The following is a 17,328-nucleotide window of genomic DNA, read 5'->3' as shown; positions in this document are numbered from 1 at the left end:
ATAAGACAATGAGTAATGCGGGTGCATCCCTTGCAACCTGTTATGGCCCGGTCAGTACGCAGATGATGGCGCAGGCAGAAAACATTCGCCTGTTGATTCTGGATGTGGATGGTGTTCTGTCCGACGGTTTGATTTATATGGGTAATAATGGTGAAGAGCTGAAGGCCTTCAACGTGCGCGACGGCTATGGTATTCGCTGCGCGCTCACTTCTGGCATAGAAGTTGCCATTATTACCGGGCGTAAGGCTAAACTAGTAGAAGATCGCTGCGAGACGCTGGGTATTACCCATCTTTACCAGGGACAATCCGATAAGATGGTCGCTTTCAGGGACTTAGTTGGTAAACTGGCTATCGCCCCGGAAAATGTCGCTTATGTTGGCGATGACCTGATTGACTGGCCAGTAATGGCAGAAGTGGGTCTAAGCATCGCCGTTGCCGATGCCCATCCGCTATTGATCCCGCGTGCTGACTATGTCACCCGCATTGACGGCGGCCGCGGCGCAGTCCGGGAAGTGTGCGACCTGTTGTTGCTGGCGCAAGGTAAGCTTGATGAGGCCAAAGGGCAATCGATATGAGTAAAACCAGACGTTGGGTGATTATTCTGCTTTCGCTTGTCGCACTTGTACTGATTGGCGTAAACCTCGCTGACCGGGACGACGCGCAAGCGCCGACGGTGAACACCAACGACCCAACTTATAAAAGCGATCACAGCGATACGGTGGTTTACAGCCCGGAAGGCGCCCTGAACTACCGCCTTATCGCTCAGCACGTTGAGTATTTTTCCGAACAGGGTGTGTCGTGGTTTACCCAACCGGTGATGACCACCTTTGATGCCAATAAAATTCCGACATGGTCGATTAAATCAGACCGGGCAAAACTGACGAATGACCGTATGCTTTATCTGTATGGTCATGTTGAAGTGAATGCGCTGACCGCTGACTCACAGCTGCGCAAAATCACCACCGATAACGCTCAGATTAACCTTGTGACTCAGGATGTGACGTCGCAGGATCTGGTTACGTTATATGGCACCACATTTAATTCCAGCGGTCTGAGAATGCGCGGGAACTTACGCAGCAAGAACGCAGAGCTGATTGAAAAGGTTAGAACCTCTTATGAAATTCAAAACAAACAAACTCAGCCTTAATTTTATCATCGCCAGCGCGCTGCTGGCCGTCAGCCTGCCCGCGCTTGCTGTAACGGGTGATACCGAGCAGCCGATCCATATCGAGTCCGACACACAGTCACTCGATATGCAGGGTAATATAGTGACCTTTACCGGAAATGTCGTGGTGACCCAGGGTACCATCAAAATCAACGCCGACAAGGTTGTTGTCACCCGTCCAGGCGGCGAAGACGGGAAAGAGGTCATTGATGGCTATGGTAACCCGGCCACCTTCTATCAGATGCAGGATAACGGTAAGCCCGTCAAAGGCCGCGCTTCGCAGATGCACTACGAACTGGCGAAGGATTTCGTCGTCCTGACCGGGAATGCGTTCCTGGAGCAGCTCGACAGCAATATTAAAGGCGACAAAATCACCTACCTGGTGAAAGAGCAAAAAATGCAGGCCTTTAGCGAAAAGGGCAAGCGTGTCACGACCGTACTTGTTCCATCGCAGTTGCAGGACAAAAACAACAATCAGGCTCCGGCACAGAAAAAGAGTAACTAATTCGTTATGGCAACATTAACTGCAAAGAATCTCGCCAAAGCCTACAAAGGCCGCCGCGTAGTGGAAGATGTCAGTCTGACCGTCAACTCCGGCGAAATTGTCGGCCTGTTGGGTCCTAACGGTGCGGGTAAAACCACCACCTTTTACATGGTGGTCGGGATTGTGCCGCGCGATGCGGGTAACATCATTATTGATGATGAAGACATCAGCTTGCTGCCCCTTCACGCGCGTGCGCGCCGTGGCATCGGTTATTTGCCGCAGGAAGCCTCGATTTTCCGACGCCTGAGCGTGTTCGACAACCTGATGGCGGTGCTGCAGATCCGTGACGACCTGTCTGCGGAACAGCGCAACGATCGCGCCAATGAGCTGATGGAAGAGTTCCATATCGAGCATCTGCGCAACAGCCTCGGTCAGGCGCTTTCCGGAGGTGAACGTCGCCGCGTGGAAATTGCCCGCGCGCTGGCCGCCAACCCGAAATTTATCCTGCTGGATGAACCCTTCGCGGGCGTTGACCCCATTTCCGTTATCGACATTAAACGCATTATCGAGCATCTGCGCGACAGCGGCCTTGGTGTACTCATCACCGATCACAACGTCCGTGAAACGCTGGCGGTGTGTGAACGTGCTTATATCGTCAGCCAGGGCCATCTTATTGCCCACGGTACACCGCAGCAGATCCTTGAAGACGAGCATGTTAAGCGCGTGTATCTTGGGGAAGACTTCAGACTCTGATAGGGTAGAAGTTTAGTCTCGCGTAAACGGAGAAAAATGCTCTGAACATGAAGCAAGGTTTGCAATTAAGGCTCAGCCAACAGCTGGCGATGACACCGCAGTTACAACAGGCCATTCGTCTGTTGCAACTGTCGACGTTAGAACTCCAGCAGGAACTTCAGCAGGCACTGGACAGTAACCCCCTGCTCGAGCAAACCGATCTTCACGAAGAGATAGAAACCCAGCAGCCTCAGGACAAAGAGGCCCTCGACACGGTTGAGGCCCTTGAGCAAAAAGAGATGCCTGACGAGCTTCCGCTCGATGCCAGCTGGGATGAAATCTACACCGCCGGAACACCGTCCGGCACACGTGCAGACTACCAGGACGATGAACTCCCCGTTTATCAGGGTGAAACCACCCAGACGCTTCAGGATTACCTGATGTGGCAGGTGGAGCTGACACCGTTTTCCGATACCGATCGTGCCATCGCCACCTCGATAGTCGATGCCGTCGATGAGACGGGCTATCTGACCGTCTCGCTGGACGACATTCTTGAGAGCATTGGCGATGATGAGCTTGAACTTGAAGAGGTTGAGGCGGTACTGAAGCGCATTCAGCGTTTCGATCCGGTCGGTGTCGCCGCCAAAGATTTACGTGACTGCCTGCTTATCCAGCTTTCCCAGTTCGCTAAAGAGACGCCGTGGCTTGAAGAGGCGCGCCTGATCATCAGCGAACATCTGGATCTGCTGGCGAATCATGACTTCCGTTCGCTGATGCGCGTTACCCGGCTGAAAGAAGATGTGCTGAAGGAAGCGGTGAATCTGATCCAGTCCCTTGATCCGCGTCCAGGTCAGTCTATCCAGGCCGGTGAACCCGAGTACGTCATTCCGGACGTGCTGGTGCGCAAGCACAACGGTCTATGGACCGTGGAGCTCAACGCCGACAGCATTCCGCGCCTGCAAATCAACCAGCAGTACGCGTCAATGTGTACCAGCACGCGCAACGACTCCGATAACCAGTTCATTCGCAGCAACCTCCAGGAGGCGCGCTGGCTGATTAAAAGCCTCGAGAGCCGCAATGACACGCTGCTGCGCGTAAGCCGCTGCATCGTTGAGCAGCAGCAGGCGTTTTTTGAACAGGGTGATGAGTATATGAAACCGATGGTGCTGGCCGATATCGCCCAGGCCGTCGAGATGCATGAATCGACGATTTCCCGCGTGACAACGCAGAAGTATCTGCACAGCCCGCGCGGTATTTTTGAGCTTAAGTATTTTTTCTCCAGCCATGTGAGTACCGAAGGCGGCGGCGAAGCCTCGTCGACGGCTATTCGGGCGCTGGTGAAGAAGTTGATCGCCGCGGAAAACCCCGCGAAACCACTGAGTGACAGTAAGTTGACCACCATGCTGTCCGAACAAGGTATCATGGTCGCACGCCGCACTGTTGCGAAGTATCGAGAGTCTTTATCCATTCCGCCGTCTAACCAGCGTAAACAACTGGTTTGACACAACCGATAAGGAAGACACTATGCAGCTCAACATCACTGGACACAACGTCGAAATCACAGAGTCCTTGCGCGATTTTCTTAACACCAAATTCGCCAAGCTTGAACAGTATTTCGAGAGGATCAATCAGGTCTACATTGTGTTAAAAGTGGAAAAAGTGACTCATATCTCGGATGCGACCCTGCACGTCAACGGGGGTGAAATCCATGCCAGTGCGGAAGGGCAGGACATGTACGCGGCTATCGACGGCTTGATTGACAAGCTGGCCCGGCAGCTAAACAAACATAAAGATAAACTGAAACAACACTAATTGTCCGGGCTGTTAACGGGTGCAGGACGGCCTGTTGTGAAACACAACGGGCCCTTTGTACAGTTAGCGCTTAGGTGAAATTATGATGAATAACGATTCCACTCTACAACTGAGCAACGTCCTTAACCAGGAATGTACCCGCAGTGCGGTTCACTGCCAGAGCAAAAAACGTGCGCTGGAGATCATCAGTGAACTGGCCGCAAAACAGCTGGGCCTGCCATCGCAGGTGGTGTTCGAAGCCATTCTGACCCGCGAGAAAATGGGCAGTACCGGCATCGGCAACGGCATCGCCATTCCACACGGCAAACTGGAAGAAGATACCCTGCGTGCCGTGGGCGTGTTTGTGCAGCTTGAAACGCCGATCGCGTTCGATGCCATTGATAACCAGCCGGTCGATCTGCTGTTTGCGCTACTGGTGCCCGCTGACCAGACAAAAACGCATCTGCACACGCTCTCGCTGGTGGCCAAACGACTGGCGGATAAAACCATCTGTCGTCGTCTGCGCGCGGCACAAAGCGATGAAGAGCTCTATCAAATCATTACGGAAACAGAAGGCAATCAGGGTGATGCGTAATCGGGCGATGGCGTTGACATCTGCAGTCCTGAGGAGAAACGGTACATGGTGCTGATGATCGTCAGTGGTCGTTCAGGTTCAGGGAAGTCAGTGGCCCTGCGAGCACTGGAAGATATGGGCTTTTACTGCGTGGATAACCTGCCGGTTGTCCTGCTGCCCGACCTGGCGCGGACGCTGGCCGAACGGCAGATTTCTGCCGCGGTCAGTATTGACGTGCGCAACATGCCTGAATCACCAGAAATCTTTGAGCAAGCGATGAGCAGTCTGCCGGAGGCGTTTTCACCTCAGCTGCTGTTCCTTGATGCCGATCGCAATACGCTGATCCGCCGCTACAGCGATACCCGTCGCCTGCATCCGCTCTCGAGTAAAAATCTGTCGCTGGAAAGCGCGATCGACCAGGAGAGCGATCTGCTGGAGCCGCTGCGCTCCCGGGCCGATCTGATCGTCGATACCTCGGAAATGTCCGTCCATGAGCTGGCAGAGATGCTGCGTACGCGCCTGCTGGGCAAACGCGAGCGTGAACTGACGATGGTGTTCGAGTCGTTTGGCTTTAAGCACGGCATTCCTATCGATGCGGACTATGTATTTGACGTTCGCTTTTTGCCAAACCCGCACTGGGATCCTAAGCTGCGTCCGATGACCGGCCTCGACAAGCCGGTGGCCGCATTCCTCGACCGACATACTGAAGTGCATAACTTTATCTATCAGACGCGCAGCTACCTTGAACTCTGGTTGCCCATGCTGGAGACAAACAATCGCAGCTATCTGACGGTGGCGATTGGCTGTACCGGTGGTAAGCACCGTTCGGTTTATATTGCTGAGCAACTGGCTGACTATTTCCGCTCACGCGGTAAAAACGTGCAGTCTCGTCATCGTACGCTGGAAAAACGCAAAACATGACCGTAAAGCAGACCGTTGAAATCACCAACAAGCTGGGCATGCATGCCCGCCCGGCGATGAAGCTGTTTGAACTGATGCAGGGTTTTGACGCGGAAGTGCTGCTGCGTAACGACGAAGGCACTGAAGCGGAAGCCAACAGCGTGATTGCCTTGCTAATGCTGGATTCCGCCAAGGGTCGCCAGATCGAAATTGAAGCCACCGGTCCACAGGAAGAAGAGGCGCTGGCTGCCGTTATTGCGCTGTTTAACGCCGGGTTTGATGAAGACTAATGCAGGTTATGCGCCTGCATATACCCTTCTCCGCCTAGCTGGCGCATCTGGCGCATGATCCACGCCTGACGGCTGCGCACGTAGCCGGATGGCGTACTGGCCTTAAAGCGAATCGGATTGGGCAACACCGCCGCCAGCAGCGCGGCCTCTGACGGCGTCAGACGACTTGCCGGTTTACGAAAATAGCGCTGTGATGCCGCTTCAACGCCAAATATGCCCTCGCCAAACTCCGCAATATTCAGGTACACCGTCAGGATGCGCTTTTTGCTCCACACCGTTTCGATGCCCAGCGTCAGCCCGGCCTCCAGTCCCTTACGTACCCAGCTGCGCCCATCCCACAGAAACAGATTTTTCGCCGTCTGCTGAGACAGCGTCGACGCTCCGCGGATCCGGCTCGCATTATGCTCGTTATGCGCTAAGGCCTTTTCAATTGCGCCGACGTCAAAGCCCCAGTGATCGGGAAACTTCTGATCTTCTGCAGCAATGACCGCGAGCCCCATCCACGGGGAGATCTCATCCATACTCACCCAGTCTGAATGGGCAACATAGCTGAAATCCCCGCTCAGCCAGCGGCTCAGCTGGCGCTCAATCATCACCGCCGAAAAGGGCACCGGCAGAAAGCTGAACAGGGCAATACCGCCACCCCAGAAGACCGCCAGCACCAGCAAAATGCGCACGACCATCCGTCTCATCCAGCCTGCCCGCGGGCGTTTCAATCTCATTCAGCCAGCACCAGCACACGAGCCACCAGCTTCTCAATGCCACCTGCTGCTTCGGCAATATCGTGCGCCAGCATATAGGCTGGGGTGGTGACAATTTTGTTGTCCTCGTCGACCACGATATCTTCCACCGGGCACGGGATATGCTCCCCGCCCATGTCTTCGATCACTTCGGCAGTATCAATATCGGTGCCGATGGTCAGACGCAGCGGAATATCAAAGATTGCCGGCAGCATTGCCGGTGCAATACAGATGAAGCCCAGCGGTTTACCTGCGGCATGCATCTGCTGCGTCAGGCTTTTTAAATGGCTGTCGACCTGACAGGCGCTGCCCTCGCGGGCAAAATCGCTGAGATTTTTTGCCGCACCAAAGCCTCCTGGCACAATCAGCGCATCCAGCTCATCTGCACGGGCCTGGTTAAGAGGACGAATCTGTCCGCGCGCGATCCGCGCCGCCTCGATCAAGACGTTCCGGCTTTCCGCCATCGGCTCGCCGGTGAGGTGATTAATGACATCCGACTGGGTTCGATCCGGTGCGAAGCAGACGGCTTGTGCCCCGCTGCGTGCCAGTGCCAGCAGCGTCAGGACCGCCTCGTGGATTTCGGATCCATCGTAAACGCCGCAGCCGCTCAGTATTACGCCTACTTTTTTCATCCTGTCGATCCCTCTGAACTATGTTACACGCCCATTAATAATTCTGATTAAAACGGTATGCTTCACACATTTAACTGATTCATGTAACAACTTATTTAAGATTTGCTATCTTAACTGCTTACGGCCTGAATTTTGAGGCTACGCCCTTCTGCTACAAAATAACAATTAAGGCGCAGCCATAATTTCCCTGGTGTTGGCGCAGTATTCGCGCACCCCGGTTTAGCCGGGGTCATTTTTTTCTGCTGTCCACCCACGCTTTCAGCACCGCCACGTCGTTCTGCCACTCCTGCTTCATCTCTTCAACCCATTCACCAACGTTATCAGACCATGCCGGTAAATCGGGTGACTGGATTTGCTGACCCAGCTGCTGCAGATGACGCAAGCCAATAGAGCCCGCCGCGCCTTTGATCTTATGCCCTTCTTCGACGATCCCTTTTTGATCGCGCGCCGTCAGATTCGACTCCAGCACGTTCAAATACCCCGGCATCATCTTTTCGAACATGGCGACACCGTCAGTGATCAGCTTCGGACCGACTAAATCGATGTACTGCTCAAGCATGGTGATATCCAGTAAGGACTGCGCTTTTTCGGTATCTACTGTCGTCATGGTGCTCTCCTCTTCATCACGGGTGTCCCAGAATTTCTTGATCATCGCGGTTAACGCCGGAACCGCCAGCGGTTTGCTCAGCACGTCGTTCATCCCGGCATCCAGATACTCTTGTTTATCCTTCAGCACATTGGCGGTCAGCGCCACCAGCGGCGGTAGCTCGTCCTGGGCGTAGCGTTGCGTCAGCTCGCGGGAAATATCCAGCCCGGTCATATCCGGCAGCTGGATGTCCAGCAGCACAAGGTCATATTCCCCCGGGGTGAACATCTCCAGCGCAGCTTTACCGGTCATCGCCACATCCACGCTGCTGCCAAGCTTCTCCAGCACCGAACGCGCGACAATCACGTTCAGCTCGATATCTTCAACCAGTAGCACGTGCAGCGCGGGCAGCGGCATCTCATCCTGGTCAAAGGTATCTTCCACCTCTTCAGCGACCGCAGGAGCGTTAACGCTGAGCGTAAACAGCGAACCTTTGCCAGGATTGCTGGTGACGGTAATATCGCCGCCCATGCTCTTGGCTAATCTGCGCGAGACGGCCAGACCAATGCCGGTACCGGTGGCGGGCTTGCCGCCCTGGCTGTCCTTCACCTGATAATACATGGCGAAGATCTTGTCCTGCTCTTCCTGCGGAATACCGATCCCGGAATCTTCCACTTCAAAATGCAGCATCTCGTCCTCGCCGTAGCGCACGCGCACCGCGACCTGACCACTCTGGGTAAATTTGACGGCGTTGCTGATCAAATTCCACAGGATCTGGCGCAGACGCGTACCGTCCGTCACCACTTTATGCGGTAGCGGCAGCGTCGGGTCCAGCACAAAGCGCAGCCCTTTCTGCTGGGCCTGCAGGCCGGAGAGGTTTTCCAGATCCGCCAGGAAGCTGGTGAAGTCTATCGGCTGGTTATCCAGCTGGACTCTGCGCCGCTCCATCTTATCCATATCAATAATATCGTTGAAGATATTGCCGAGAGTAACCGCCGAAACGTGAATGGTTTTGAGGTATTTCTCCTGCTCGGCCGTCAGATCGGTATCCAACAGAATGCGGCTCAAGCCGACAATACCGTTGAGTGGCGTGCGCAGCTCGTGGCTGATGGTCGAGATAAAGGTGGTTTTGTCGCGGCTGGCGCGCTCCAGCGCATCCTGATAGCGCTTGCGTTCGGTAATATCGCGGCCAAAGCCCATCAGCCCGTGGCGCTTCCCGACGCGATCGTAGTAAGGCACTTTGCGAATTTCGAAGCAGGCTTTACGCCCATCCGGGTAGTCGAGCCACTGCTCGTAGGTCAACGAAACGTTATGGCGGAACACCTTCTCGTCGGTTTCGATCACTTTGGCCGCCGCCTCTTCCGAATACACATCCTGCGGCCGCAGGTTAACCAGCTGTTTTTCGCTCTTGCCGGTCAGCAGTTCCATTGCCCGGTTGCAGCCGGAGAACTCTTTATCTTCATTGCGATAAAAGACCAGGTCAGGCGAAGCATCGAGAAACGAGCGCAGGAAGGAGGATTGCTGTTCGAGCTGAATTTGCGTCTGCTCGCGTTCGATCATCTCGACCCTGAGCTGTTCCAGCGTGGACTGGCGCTCGGCCTCGGCCTTTACGCGATCGGAGATTTCCTGATTGAGCTGGGCAATGTTGTCCTTCAGCTGCACGTTAAGCTTCAGGTCGCGCTCGCGCATCTCTTCGAGCTTTTCCACCACCCGGGTCAGACGCTGGCGGGACTCTTCCAGCTGCTCCACCACCACCGACAGGAAATAGACCGCCCACGGGGTGATCAGCAGACCAAAGAAAATGGAGCGAATAAGGTCGATGCTCTCGACCTGGCCATGCAGCACCATGGTGATGGCCATCTGTACCACTATTGCCAGCACCACCAGCGCCAGGGCCAGCAGCAGGGAGAAGCGCACCAGGCCAAGCTTCATCATCAGATCGACATAGTATTGCGCCAGTAACCGAATTTGCTTCATAGGGGATCTCTTCACGACGTTATCGCACAATCATACGCAAATTCCAGGCAAGGCGTTGAAGGTTGTGCGAAAAAGTGAGGTGTCAAACAGGAGATGCGCCCCACTCCCGGAAAGGAAGTGAGGCCAATGACGATCAGGAGCGCTTCAGCATCAGCCACAGGCTGAGCAGCAGGAAGGAGGCGCTTGGCAACAGAGCGCCAATCATCGGAGGAATGCCGTAAACCAGCGTCAGCGGACCGAAGATTTGGTCAAGCACGTAGAAGACAAAGCCGAAGCTGATGCCCGTTACCACACGCACCCCCATCGCCACGCTACGCAGCGGGCCGAAGATAAACGACAGGGCCATCAGCATCATCACTGCTACGGAGAGCGGCTGGAAAATCTTGCTCCACATATTGAGCTGATAACGCCCGGCATCCTGGCCACTCGACTTCAGGTACTTGACGTAGTTGTGCAGACCGCTAATGGACAGCGCATCGGGATCCAGCGCAACCACGCCGAGTTTGTCCGGGGTCAGGTTGGTTTTCCAGGTGCCGGAGACGGTTTGTGATCCGGTGATCTGCTTTGGATCCTGCAGGTTAGACTCATCCACCTGTGACAGACGCCAGACCTTATTTTCGACATCAAAGGTTGCCGAGGCCGCATAGCGCACCGCCTGCAATCGACGCTGATCGTTAAAGCTGTAGATGCTCACGCCGCCGAGCGAGTTATCGCCCTTCACGCGTTCGATATAGACAAAGTTCTTACCGTCTTTTGCCCACAGCCCCTGCTGCGTGGAGAGCAGCGAGCCACCGTACATCTGCTGTGCGCGGTAGTTACGCGCCATCTGCTCGCCCTGCGGCGCGACCCACTCGCCCATCGCCATAGTCAGCAGCACCAGCGGGATAGCGGTTTTCATCACCGCCATCGCCACCTGCATGCGGGTAAAGCCAGAGGCCTGCATCACCACCAGCTCACTGCGCTGCGCCAGCATTCCGAGCCCCAATAGCGCACCCAGCAGCGCCGCCATCGGGAAGAAGATCTGCACGTCTTTCGGGATACTCAGCAGGGTATACATCCCCGCGCCGAGCGCGTCATAGCTCCCCTGACCGGCCTTTTTCAGCTGGTCAACAAACTTAATGATCCCGGAGAGTGACACCAGCATGAACAACGTCATCATGATGGTGGTAAAAATAGTTTTACCGATATAGCGGTCAAGAACGCCAAACGCCTGCATTACACCGCTCCTTTACGCATAATCCGGGCTCTTACACGGCGCATCGGCACGGTATCCCACAGATTGAGGGCCACCGCCAATAGCAGATAGAGTCCGTTAACGACCCAGGTCCAGACCACCGGGTCAATTTTCCCTTTGCCGCCGTTCGACTTGATTGATGTTTGTAGCAGGAAGAACACCAGATACAGCAGCATGGCGGGCAGCATCGAGAGCACGCGGCCCTGGCGCGGGTTCACTATGCTCAGCGGAACCACCATCAGCGCCATCATAAAGACGGTAAACACCAGCGTGATACGCCAGTGCAGTTCGGCGCTGGCGCGATTGTTGTCAGTGTTAATCAGGGTGCGCATGTCCATTTGCTCGGTATCGCTCGGATCCAGCGCCACCGCCTGATGACCAATAATTGCCTGATAATTCTGGAAGTCAGTAATACGGAAATCTCGCAGCAGGGCAGTGCCTTCGAAGCGGGTGCCTTTGTTCAGCGTGACGATTTGCGAACCGTCTTTCCCCTGCGAGAGCTGACCAGAATCGGCCACCACGACCGACGGACGGGCATTACCTTTCGTGCGGATTTGGGCGAGGAATACTTCGTTAAAGCGGCTGCCGTCAACGCTTTCAATAAACAGCACCGAACTACCGTCTGACGCCTGCTGGAACTGACCCTGCGCGAGGGCAGCCATACCAGGGTTGGCTTTTGCTTCCGCCAGCACTTCATCCTGATGACGGGAAGAGACGGGGCCAGCCCACATGACGTTCACGGCGGCAACAATGCCGGTAAACAGCGCCAGTACCATCGCCGCTTTCACCAGCACCGCTTTGCTCAGGCCGCACGCGTGCATGACGGTAATTTCACTTTCGGTATAGAGTTTACCGAGCGTCATCAGCAGGCCAAGGAAAAGACTGAGCGGCAGGATAAGCTGCGCCATTTCAGGCACGCCTAACCCAAGCAGGGAAAGCACCAGATTTGTAGGGATCTCACCATCGACCGCCGCACCGAGGATCCTTACCAGTTTCTGACAGAAAAAAATCAGTAACAGAATAAAGAGTATCGCCAGCTGGCTTTTGAGCGTCTCCCGAACCAGATATCTTATGATTATCAAATTAAATACGCCCGTAAAAACCCATCTCTTTGCAGGAAAATCGCTTGTTTCATGGCTTAAACGTCATTTATTCTCTTGAGTCGTCGAAATCATCGCTAAGATTAGAACACCCGGCGGATTCGCGCCTCACGAGTTGTAATGACGTGTCGAAACCGTAATTAAGATTAACACGAAGTCACCGCAACAGCGGATATGCGTTACGAAAGGTTGCAATTCTATCCGTAGCCGCCGCCGTTGTCTTTAAGATTCAGGAGCGTAGTTCATGGAGTTCAGTGTAAAAAGCGGTAGCCCGGAGAAACAGCGGAGTGCCTGCATCGTTGTGGGCGTATTTGAACCCCGCAGACTCTCTCCAATCGCCGAACAACTCGATAAAATTAGTGACGGCTATATTAGCGCCCTGCTGCGCCGTGGCGAGCTGGAAGGCAAGCCGGGACAGACGCTGTTGCTGCATCATGTTCCGAACGTGCTGTCTGAACGCATTCTGCTGATTGGCTGTGGCAAGGAGCGTGAGCTGGATGAGCGCCAGTACAAACAGGTGATTCAGAAAACAATCAATACGCTGAATGATACTGGCTCAATGGAAGCAGTATGCTTCCTGACCGAGCTCCACGTAAAAGGGCGCAACACCTACTGGAAAGTGCGCCAGGCCGTTGAGACGGCTAAAGAGACCCTGTACAGCTTCGACCAGTTGAAAACCACCAAAAGCGAGCCGCGTCGCCCGCTGCGTAAAATGGTCTTTAACGTCCCAACCCGTCGGGAACTGACCAGCGGTGAACGCGCGATTCAGCACGGTCTGGCCATTGCTGCCGGTATTAAAGCGGCGAAAGACCTGGGCAATATGCCGCCAAACATCTGTAATGCCGGTTACCTGGCGTCGCAGGCGCGTCAGCTGGCTGACTCCTACAGCAAAAACGTCGTCACCCGTGTGATTGGCGAACAGCAGATGAAAGAGCTGGGGATGCACTCCTACCTGGCCGTCGGCAATGGTTCGCAAAACGAATCCCTGATGTCGGTCATTGAGTACAAAGGCAGTCCGTCTGAGGACGTGCGCCCGATTGTGCTGGTCGGTAAAGGCCTGACCTTCGACTCCGGCGGTATCTCCATCAAACCTGCTGAAGGCATGGATGAGATGAAGTACGACATGTGCGGGGCCGCAGCGGTTTACGGCGTGATGCGCATGGTAGCAGAGCTTCAGCTGCCGATTAACGTTATTGGCGTGCTGGCGGGCTGTGAAAACATGCCGGGCGGCCGCGCGTATCGTCCAGGCGACGTGCTGACCACCATGTCCGGGCAGACCGTTGAAGTGCTGAACACCGACGCTGAAGGCCGTCTGGTGCTGTGCGATGTGCTGACCTATGTTGAACGCTTCGAGCCAGAAGCGGTTATCGACGTGGCCACCCTGACCGGCGCCTGCGTGATTGCGCTGGGCCATCACATCACCGGCCTGATGTCGAACCACAACCCGCTGGCGCATGAACTTATCAGTGCCTCTGAACAGGCGGGCGATCGCGCATGGCGTCTGCCAATGAGCGATGAGTATCAGGAGCAGCTGGAGTCCAACTTCGCGGATATGGGCAACATTGGTGGTCGTCCTGGCGGTGCCATCACCGCAGGCTGCTTCCTGGCGCGCTTCACCCGCAAGTACAACTGGGCCCACCTGGACATCGCCGGAACCGCATGGCGCTCCGGTAAAGCCAAAGGCGCCACCGGTCGTCCGGTTGCCCTGCTGTCGCAGTTCCTGCTCAACCGCGCCGGGTTTAACGGCGAAGAGTAAACCCGAATACCGGGTGGCATCCGCCACCCGGCTTCATATTTAAAGTCACCACAAGAAGCCCCATATGATGAAAAACGCAACGTTCTATCTTCTGGACAATGACGCGCAGCAGGATGGCCTTAGCGCTGTCGAACAGCTGGTGTGTGAGATTGCCGCAGAACGTTGGCGCGGTGGTAAACGCGTGCTTATTGCCTGCGAAGATGAGCAGCAGGCCATCCGTCTGGATGAAGCCCTGTGGGCACGACCACCGGAAAGTTTTGTTCCGCACAACCTGGCGGGGGAAGGCCCGCGCGGTGGCGCGCCGGTGGAGATCGCCTGGCCGCAAAAACGCAACAGCAGCCCGCGGGATATCCTGATCAGCCTGCGGATCGGCTTTGCAGATTTTGCCACCGCTTTCACAGAAGTGGTAGACTTTGTCCCTCACGAAGATTCTTTGAAACAACTGGCGCGCGAACGCTACAAAGCGTACCGACTGGCTGGTTTTAACCTGAATACGGCAACCTGGAAATAATGGAAAAGACATATAACCCACGCGATATCGAACAGCCGCTATACGAGCACTGGGAACAGCAGGGCTATTTCAAGCCTAACGGCGATGAAAGCAAAGAGTCCTTCTGCATCATGATCCCGCCGCCGAACGTCACCGGCAGTTTGCATATGGGTCATGCCTTCCAGCAGACCATCATGGATACCATGATCCGTTACCAGCGCATGCAGGGCAAAAATACCCTGTGGCAGGCGGGTACCGACCATGCGGGTATTGCTACCCAAATGGTGGTCGAACGTAAGATTGCCGCTGAAGAAGGTAAAACCCGCCACGACTACGGTCGCGACGCCTTTATCGACAAAATCTGGCAGTGGAAAGCCGAATCTGGCGGCACCATTACCCGCCAGATGCGCCGTCTCGGCAACTCCGTGGACTGGGAGCGCGAGCGCTTCACCATGGACGAAGGCCTGTCCAATGCGGTGAAAGAAGTGTTCGTCCGTCTGTACAAAGAAGATCTGATTTACCGCGGCAAGCGCCTGGTAAACTGGGATCCAAAACTGCGCACCGCCATCTCTGACCTGGAAGTGGAAAACCGCGAGTCGAAAGGCTCGATGTGGCACATCCGCTATCCACTGGCCGATGGTGCGACTACCGCAGACGGCAAAGATTATCTGGTCGTGGCAACGACGCGTCCGGAAACCCTGCTGGGCGATACCGGCATCGCTGTTAACCCGGAAGATCCACGCTACAAAGATCTGATCGGTAAATTCGTGGTCCTGCCGCTGGTTAACCGTCGTATTCCCGTTGTGGGCGATGAACACGCCGACATGGAAAAAGGCACCGGCTGCGTCAAAATCACCCCAGCGCACGACTTTAACGACTATGAAGTGGGCCGTCGTCACGCCCTGCCGATGATCAACATTCTGACCTTTGACGGTGATATCCGTGAAAGCGCCGAAGTGTACGACACCAAAGGCGAAGAGTCTGACGTTTACGCAAGCGACATTCCGGCCGAGTTCCAGAAGCTGGAACGCTTTGCCGCGCGTAAAGCCGTGGTTGCCGCGGTTGACGCGCTGGGCCTGCTCGAAGAGGTTAAACCGCACGACCTGACCGTCCCTTACGGCGACCGTGGCGGCGTGGTCATTGAACCGATGCTGACCGACCAGTGGTACGTCCGTGCCGACGTGCTGGCGAAACCGGCGGTTGAAGCGGTTGAAAACGGCGACATCCAGTTCGTGCCGAAGCAGTATGAAAATATGTACTTCTCCTGGATGCGCGATATTCAGGACTGGTGCATCTCCCGTCAGCTGTGGTGGGGTCACCGTATCCCGGCCTGGTATGACAACGAAGGGAATGTGTTTGTTGGCCGCACCGAAGACGAAGTGCGTCAGGAAAACAACCTCGGTGCCGACGTAGCCCTGCGTCAGGACGACGACGTGCTCGACACCTGGTTCTCTTCCGCGCTGTGGACCTTCTCCACCCTCGGCTGGCCAGAGAACACCGACGCGCTGCGTCAGTTCCACCCAACCAGCGTGATGGTTTCCGGCTTCGACATCATCTTCTTCTGGATCGCCCGCATGATCATGATGACCATGCACTTCATCAAAGATGAAGACGGCAAGCCGCAGATCCCGTTCAAGACCATCTACATGACGGGTCTTATCCGCGACGACGAAGGCCAGAAGATGTCCAAATCCAAGGGCAACGTTATCGACCCGCTGGATATGGTGGACGGTATCTCCCTGGAAGACCTGCTGGAGAAACGTACCGGCAACATGATGCAGCCGCAGCTGGCAGAAAAAATCGCCAAACGCACCGCGAAGCAGTTCCCGGACGGCATCGAACCGCACGGTACTGACGCCCTGCGTTTCACCCTGGCGGCGCTGGCCTCGACCGGTCGCGACATCAACTGGGACATGAAACGTCTGGAAGGTTACCGCAACTTCTGTAACAAGCTGTGGAACGCCAGCCGCTTTGTGCTGATGAACACCGAAGGACAGGATTGCGGCTTTAACGGCGGCGAAATGACCCTGTCGCTGGCAGACCGCTGGATCCTGGCTGAATTCAACCAGACCACTAAAGCGTTCCGCGAGGCACTGGATAGCTATCGCTTCGATATTGCAGCAGGCATCCTGTACGAATTCACCTGGAACCAGTTCTGCGACTGGTATCTGGAGCTGACCAAGCCGGTAATGAACGGCGGTTCTGAGTCTGAGCTGCGCGGCACACGCAACACGCTGATCACCGTGCTGGAAGGTCTGCTGCGCCTGGGCCACCCGATCATTCCATTCATCACCGAAACCATCTGGCAGCGCGTGAAAGTGATTGCCGGCATCAATGCCGATACCATCATGCTGCAGCCGTATCCAGAATTCGATGCCGCTCAGGTTGATGAAGCCGCTGCTGCCGATACCGAATGGCTGAAGCAGGCGATCGTGGCCGTGCGTAATATCCGTGCTGAGATGAACATCTCCCCGGGTAAACCGCTGGCGCTTCTGCTGCGTGGATGCAGTGATGCCGCCGCGCGTCGCGTCACCGAAAACAGCACCTTCCTGCAGACCATGGCGCGTCTGGAGAGCATCACCGTGCTGCCTGCGGATGACAAAGGTCCAGTTTCCGTGACCAAAATCATCGACGGCGCCGAGCTGCTGATCCCGATGGCAGGCCTGGTGGACAAAGAGGCTGAGCTGGCGCGTCTGGCGAAAGAAGTGGCGAAAGTCGACATTGAAATCGGCAAGATCGAGAGCAAACTGTCTAATGAAGCCTTTGTTGCACGCGCCCCGGAAGCGGTTATCGCCAAAGAGCGTGAAAGGATGGTAGGTTTCGCGGATGCAAAAGCGAAACTGATCGAGCAGCAGGCCACCATTAGCGCGCTGTGAT

The 17,328-nt window shown here is 55.5% G+C and carries 17 protein-coding genes; 12 read left to right on the top strand and 5 right to left on the bottom strand.

Annotated features, from left to right (window positions below):
- Window positions 1–8: 8 nt before the first annotated feature.
- The 9 genes from kdsC to npr all read left to right on the top strand — a co-directional run bounded on the left by kdsC (window position 9) and on the right by npr (window position 5,936).
- Window positions 9–575, top strand: a complete 567-nt coding sequence (gene kdsC, locus M8014_RS21250; protein WP_271284629.1) for a 3-deoxy-manno-octulosonate-8-phosphatase KdsC — start codon at window positions 9–11, stop codon at window positions 573–575.
- On the top strand, window positions 572–1,147 hold the full coding sequence (lptC, locus tag M8014_RS21245; protein WP_271284356.1) for an LPS export ABC transporter periplasmic protein LptC: 576 nt from the start codon (window positions 572–574) through the stop codon (window positions 1,145–1,147). The genes kdsC and lptC overlap by 4 nt, the downstream gene beginning before the upstream one ends.
- Entirely contained in the window at window positions 1,116–1,670 is a 555-nt protein-coding gene (lptA, locus tag M8014_RS21240; RefSeq protein WP_271284355.1) for a lipopolysaccharide ABC transporter substrate-binding protein LptA, read from the top strand. The genes lptC and lptA overlap by 32 nt, the downstream gene beginning before the upstream one ends.
- 6 nt (window positions 1,671–1,676) lie before the next feature.
- A complete protein-coding gene (lptB, locus tag M8014_RS21235) occupies window positions 1,677–2,402 on the top strand; it encodes an LPS export ABC transporter ATP-binding protein (RefSeq protein ID WP_271284354.1) in 726 nt (241 codons plus the stop codon).
- Between the two features lie 47 nt (window positions 2,403–2,449).
- On the top strand, window positions 2,450–3,883 hold the full coding sequence (gene rpoN, locus M8014_RS21230; protein WP_271284353.1) for an RNA polymerase factor sigma-54: 1,434 nt from the start codon (window positions 2,450–2,452) through the stop codon (window positions 3,881–3,883).
- Between the two features lie 22 nt (window positions 3,884–3,905).
- On the top strand, window positions 3,906–4,193 hold the full coding sequence (hpf, locus tag M8014_RS21225; RefSeq protein ID WP_271284352.1) for a ribosome hibernation promoting factor: 288 nt from the start codon (window positions 3,906–3,908) through the stop codon (window positions 4,191–4,193).
- 82 nt (window positions 4,194–4,275) lie between these two features.
- Window positions 4,276–4,767 carry a PTS IIA-like nitrogen regulatory protein PtsN gene (ptsN, locus tag M8014_RS21220; protein WP_271284351.1) on the top strand — a complete coding sequence of 164 codons (492 nt, stop codon included), beginning with the start codon at window positions 4,276–4,278 and terminating at the stop codon, window positions 4,765–4,767.
- Between the two features lie 45 nt (window positions 4,768–4,812).
- Window positions 4,813–5,667: an RNase adapter RapZ gene (gene rapZ / locus M8014_RS21215; protein WP_271268326.1), complete on the top strand. Its 855-nt coding sequence runs from the start codon at window positions 4,813–4,815 to the stop codon at window positions 5,665–5,667.
- Window positions 5,664–5,936 (top strand): PTS phosphocarrier protein NPr, encoded by a 273-nt coding sequence (gene npr / locus M8014_RS21210; RefSeq protein WP_047058971.1) that lies wholly within the window; start codon window positions 5,664–5,666, stop codon window positions 5,934–5,936. The genes rapZ and npr overlap by 4 nt, the downstream gene beginning before the upstream one ends.
- Here the strand turns inward: npr and mtgA are convergent.
- The 5 genes from mtgA to lptF form a co-directional block, all read right to left on the bottom strand.
- A complete protein-coding gene (mtgA, locus tag M8014_RS21205; protein WP_271284350.1) occupies window positions 5,933–6,658 on the bottom strand; it encodes a monofunctional biosynthetic peptidoglycan transglycosylase in 726 nt (241 codons plus the stop codon). The genes npr and mtgA overlap by 4 nt on opposite strands.
- Window positions 6,655–7,308: an isoprenoid biosynthesis glyoxalase ElbB gene (elbB, locus tag M8014_RS21200; protein ID WP_271284349.1), complete on the bottom strand. Its 654-nt coding sequence runs from the start codon at window positions 7,306–7,308 to the stop codon at window positions 6,655–6,657. Before elbB ends, mtgA begins: the two co-directional genes overlap by 4 nt.
- A 229-nt stretch (window positions 7,309–7,537) precedes the next feature.
- The gene (arcB, locus tag M8014_RS21195) at window positions 7,538–9,871 is read right to left on the bottom strand and encodes an aerobic respiration two-component sensor histidine kinase ArcB (RefSeq protein ID WP_271284348.1); all 2,334 of its coding nucleotides are present in this window, start codon (window positions 9,869–9,871) and stop codon (window positions 7,538–7,540) included.
- 133 nt (window positions 9,872–10,004) lie between these two features.
- On the bottom strand, window positions 10,005–11,087 hold the full coding sequence (gene lptG, locus M8014_RS21190; protein WP_271284347.1) for an LPS export ABC transporter permease LptG: 1,083 nt from the start codon (window positions 11,085–11,087) through the stop codon (window positions 10,005–10,007).
- A complete protein-coding gene (lptF, locus tag M8014_RS21185; RefSeq protein WP_271284346.1) occupies window positions 11,087–12,187 on the bottom strand; it encodes an LPS export ABC transporter permease LptF in 1,101 nt (366 codons plus the stop codon). Before lptF ends, lptG begins: the two co-directional genes overlap by 1 nt.
- 262 nt (window positions 12,188–12,449) lie before the next feature.
- Here lptF and pepA point away from each other — a divergent pair, with 262 nt between their 5' ends.
- From pepA to M8014_RS21170, 3 genes are all read left to right on the top strand, one after another.
- Complete coding sequence (gene pepA, locus M8014_RS21180; RefSeq protein WP_271284345.1) at window positions 12,450–13,961, top strand: leucyl aminopeptidase; 1,512 nt, start codon at window positions 12,450–12,452, stop codon at window positions 13,959–13,961.
- 67 nt (window positions 13,962–14,028) lie between these two features.
- Complete coding sequence (holC, locus tag M8014_RS21175; RefSeq protein ID WP_271284628.1) at window positions 14,029–14,472, top strand: DNA polymerase III subunit chi; 444 nt, start codon at window positions 14,029–14,031, stop codon at window positions 14,470–14,472.
- Window positions 14,472–17,327 carry a valine--tRNA ligase gene (locus tag M8014_RS21170; protein WP_271284344.1) on the top strand — a complete coding sequence of 952 codons (2,856 nt, stop codon included), beginning with the start codon at window positions 14,472–14,474 and terminating at the stop codon, window positions 17,325–17,327. The genes holC and M8014_RS21170 overlap by 1 nt, the downstream gene beginning before the upstream one ends.
- Window position 17,328: the final 1 nt, after the last annotated feature.

The sequence above is a fragment of the Silvania hatchlandensis genome (assembly GCF_025564065.1).
GTDB lineage: Bacteria > Pseudomonadota > Gammaproteobacteria > Enterobacterales > Enterobacteriaceae > Enterobacter > Enterobacter hatchlandensis.
Note: the sequence above shows the minus strand (reverse complement) of the source record. Positions and strands in the feature narration are given on the sequence as shown.

Bases quoted from the DNA above. Each gene is read 5' to 3' on its own strand.
- kdsC (WP_271284629.1), top strand. From the start codon at position 9: ATGAGTAATGCGGGTGCATCCCTTGCAACCTGTTATGGCCCGGTCAGT.
- lptC (WP_271284356.1), top strand. From the start codon at position 572: ATGAGTAAAACCAGACGTTGGGTGATTATTCTGCTTTCGCTTGTCGCA.
- lptA (WP_271284355.1), top strand. From the start codon at position 1,116: ATGAAATTCAAAACAAACAAACTCAGCCTTAATTTTATCATCGCCAGC.
- lptB (WP_271284354.1), top strand. From the start codon at position 1,677: ATGGCAACATTAACTGCAAAGAATCTCGCCAAAGCCTACAAAGGCCGC.
- rpoN (WP_271284353.1), top strand. From the start codon at position 2,450: ATGAAGCAAGGTTTGCAATTAAGGCTCAGCCAACAGCTGGCGATGACA.
- hpf (WP_271284352.1), top strand. From the start codon at position 3,906: ATGCAGCTCAACATCACTGGACACAACGTCGAAATCACAGAGTCCTTG.
- ptsN (WP_271284351.1), top strand. From the start codon at position 4,276: ATGATGAATAACGATTCCACTCTACAACTGAGCAACGTCCTTAACCAG.
- rapZ (WP_271268326.1), top strand. From the start codon at position 4,813: ATGGTGCTGATGATCGTCAGTGGTCGTTCAGGTTCAGGGAAGTCAGTG.
- npr (WP_047058971.1), top strand. From the start codon at position 5,664: ATGACCGTAAAGCAGACCGTTGAAATCACCAACAAGCTGGGCATGCAT.
- mtgA (WP_271284350.1), bottom strand. From the start codon at position 6,658: ATGAGATTGAAACGCCCGCGGGCAGGCTGGATGAGACGGATGGTCGTG.
- elbB (WP_271284349.1), bottom strand. From the start codon at position 7,308: ATGAAAAAAGTAGGCGTAATACTGAGCGGCTGCGGCGTTTACGATGGA.
- arcB (WP_271284348.1), bottom strand. From the start codon at position 9,871: ATGAAGCAAATTCGGTTACTGGCGCAATACTATGTCGATCTGATGATG.
- lptG (WP_271284347.1), bottom strand. From the start codon at position 11,087: ATGCAGGCGTTTGGCGTTCTTGACCGCTATATCGGTAAAACTATTTTT.
- pepA (WP_271284345.1), top strand. From the start codon at position 12,450: ATGGAGTTCAGTGTAAAAAGCGGTAGCCCGGAGAAACAGCGGAGTGCC.
- holC (WP_271284628.1), top strand. From the start codon at position 14,029: ATGAAAAACGCAACGTTCTATCTTCTGGACAATGACGCGCAGCAGGAT.
- M8014_RS21170 (WP_271284344.1), top strand. From the start codon at position 14,472: ATGGAAAAGACATATAACCCACGCGATATCGAACAGCCGCTATACGAG.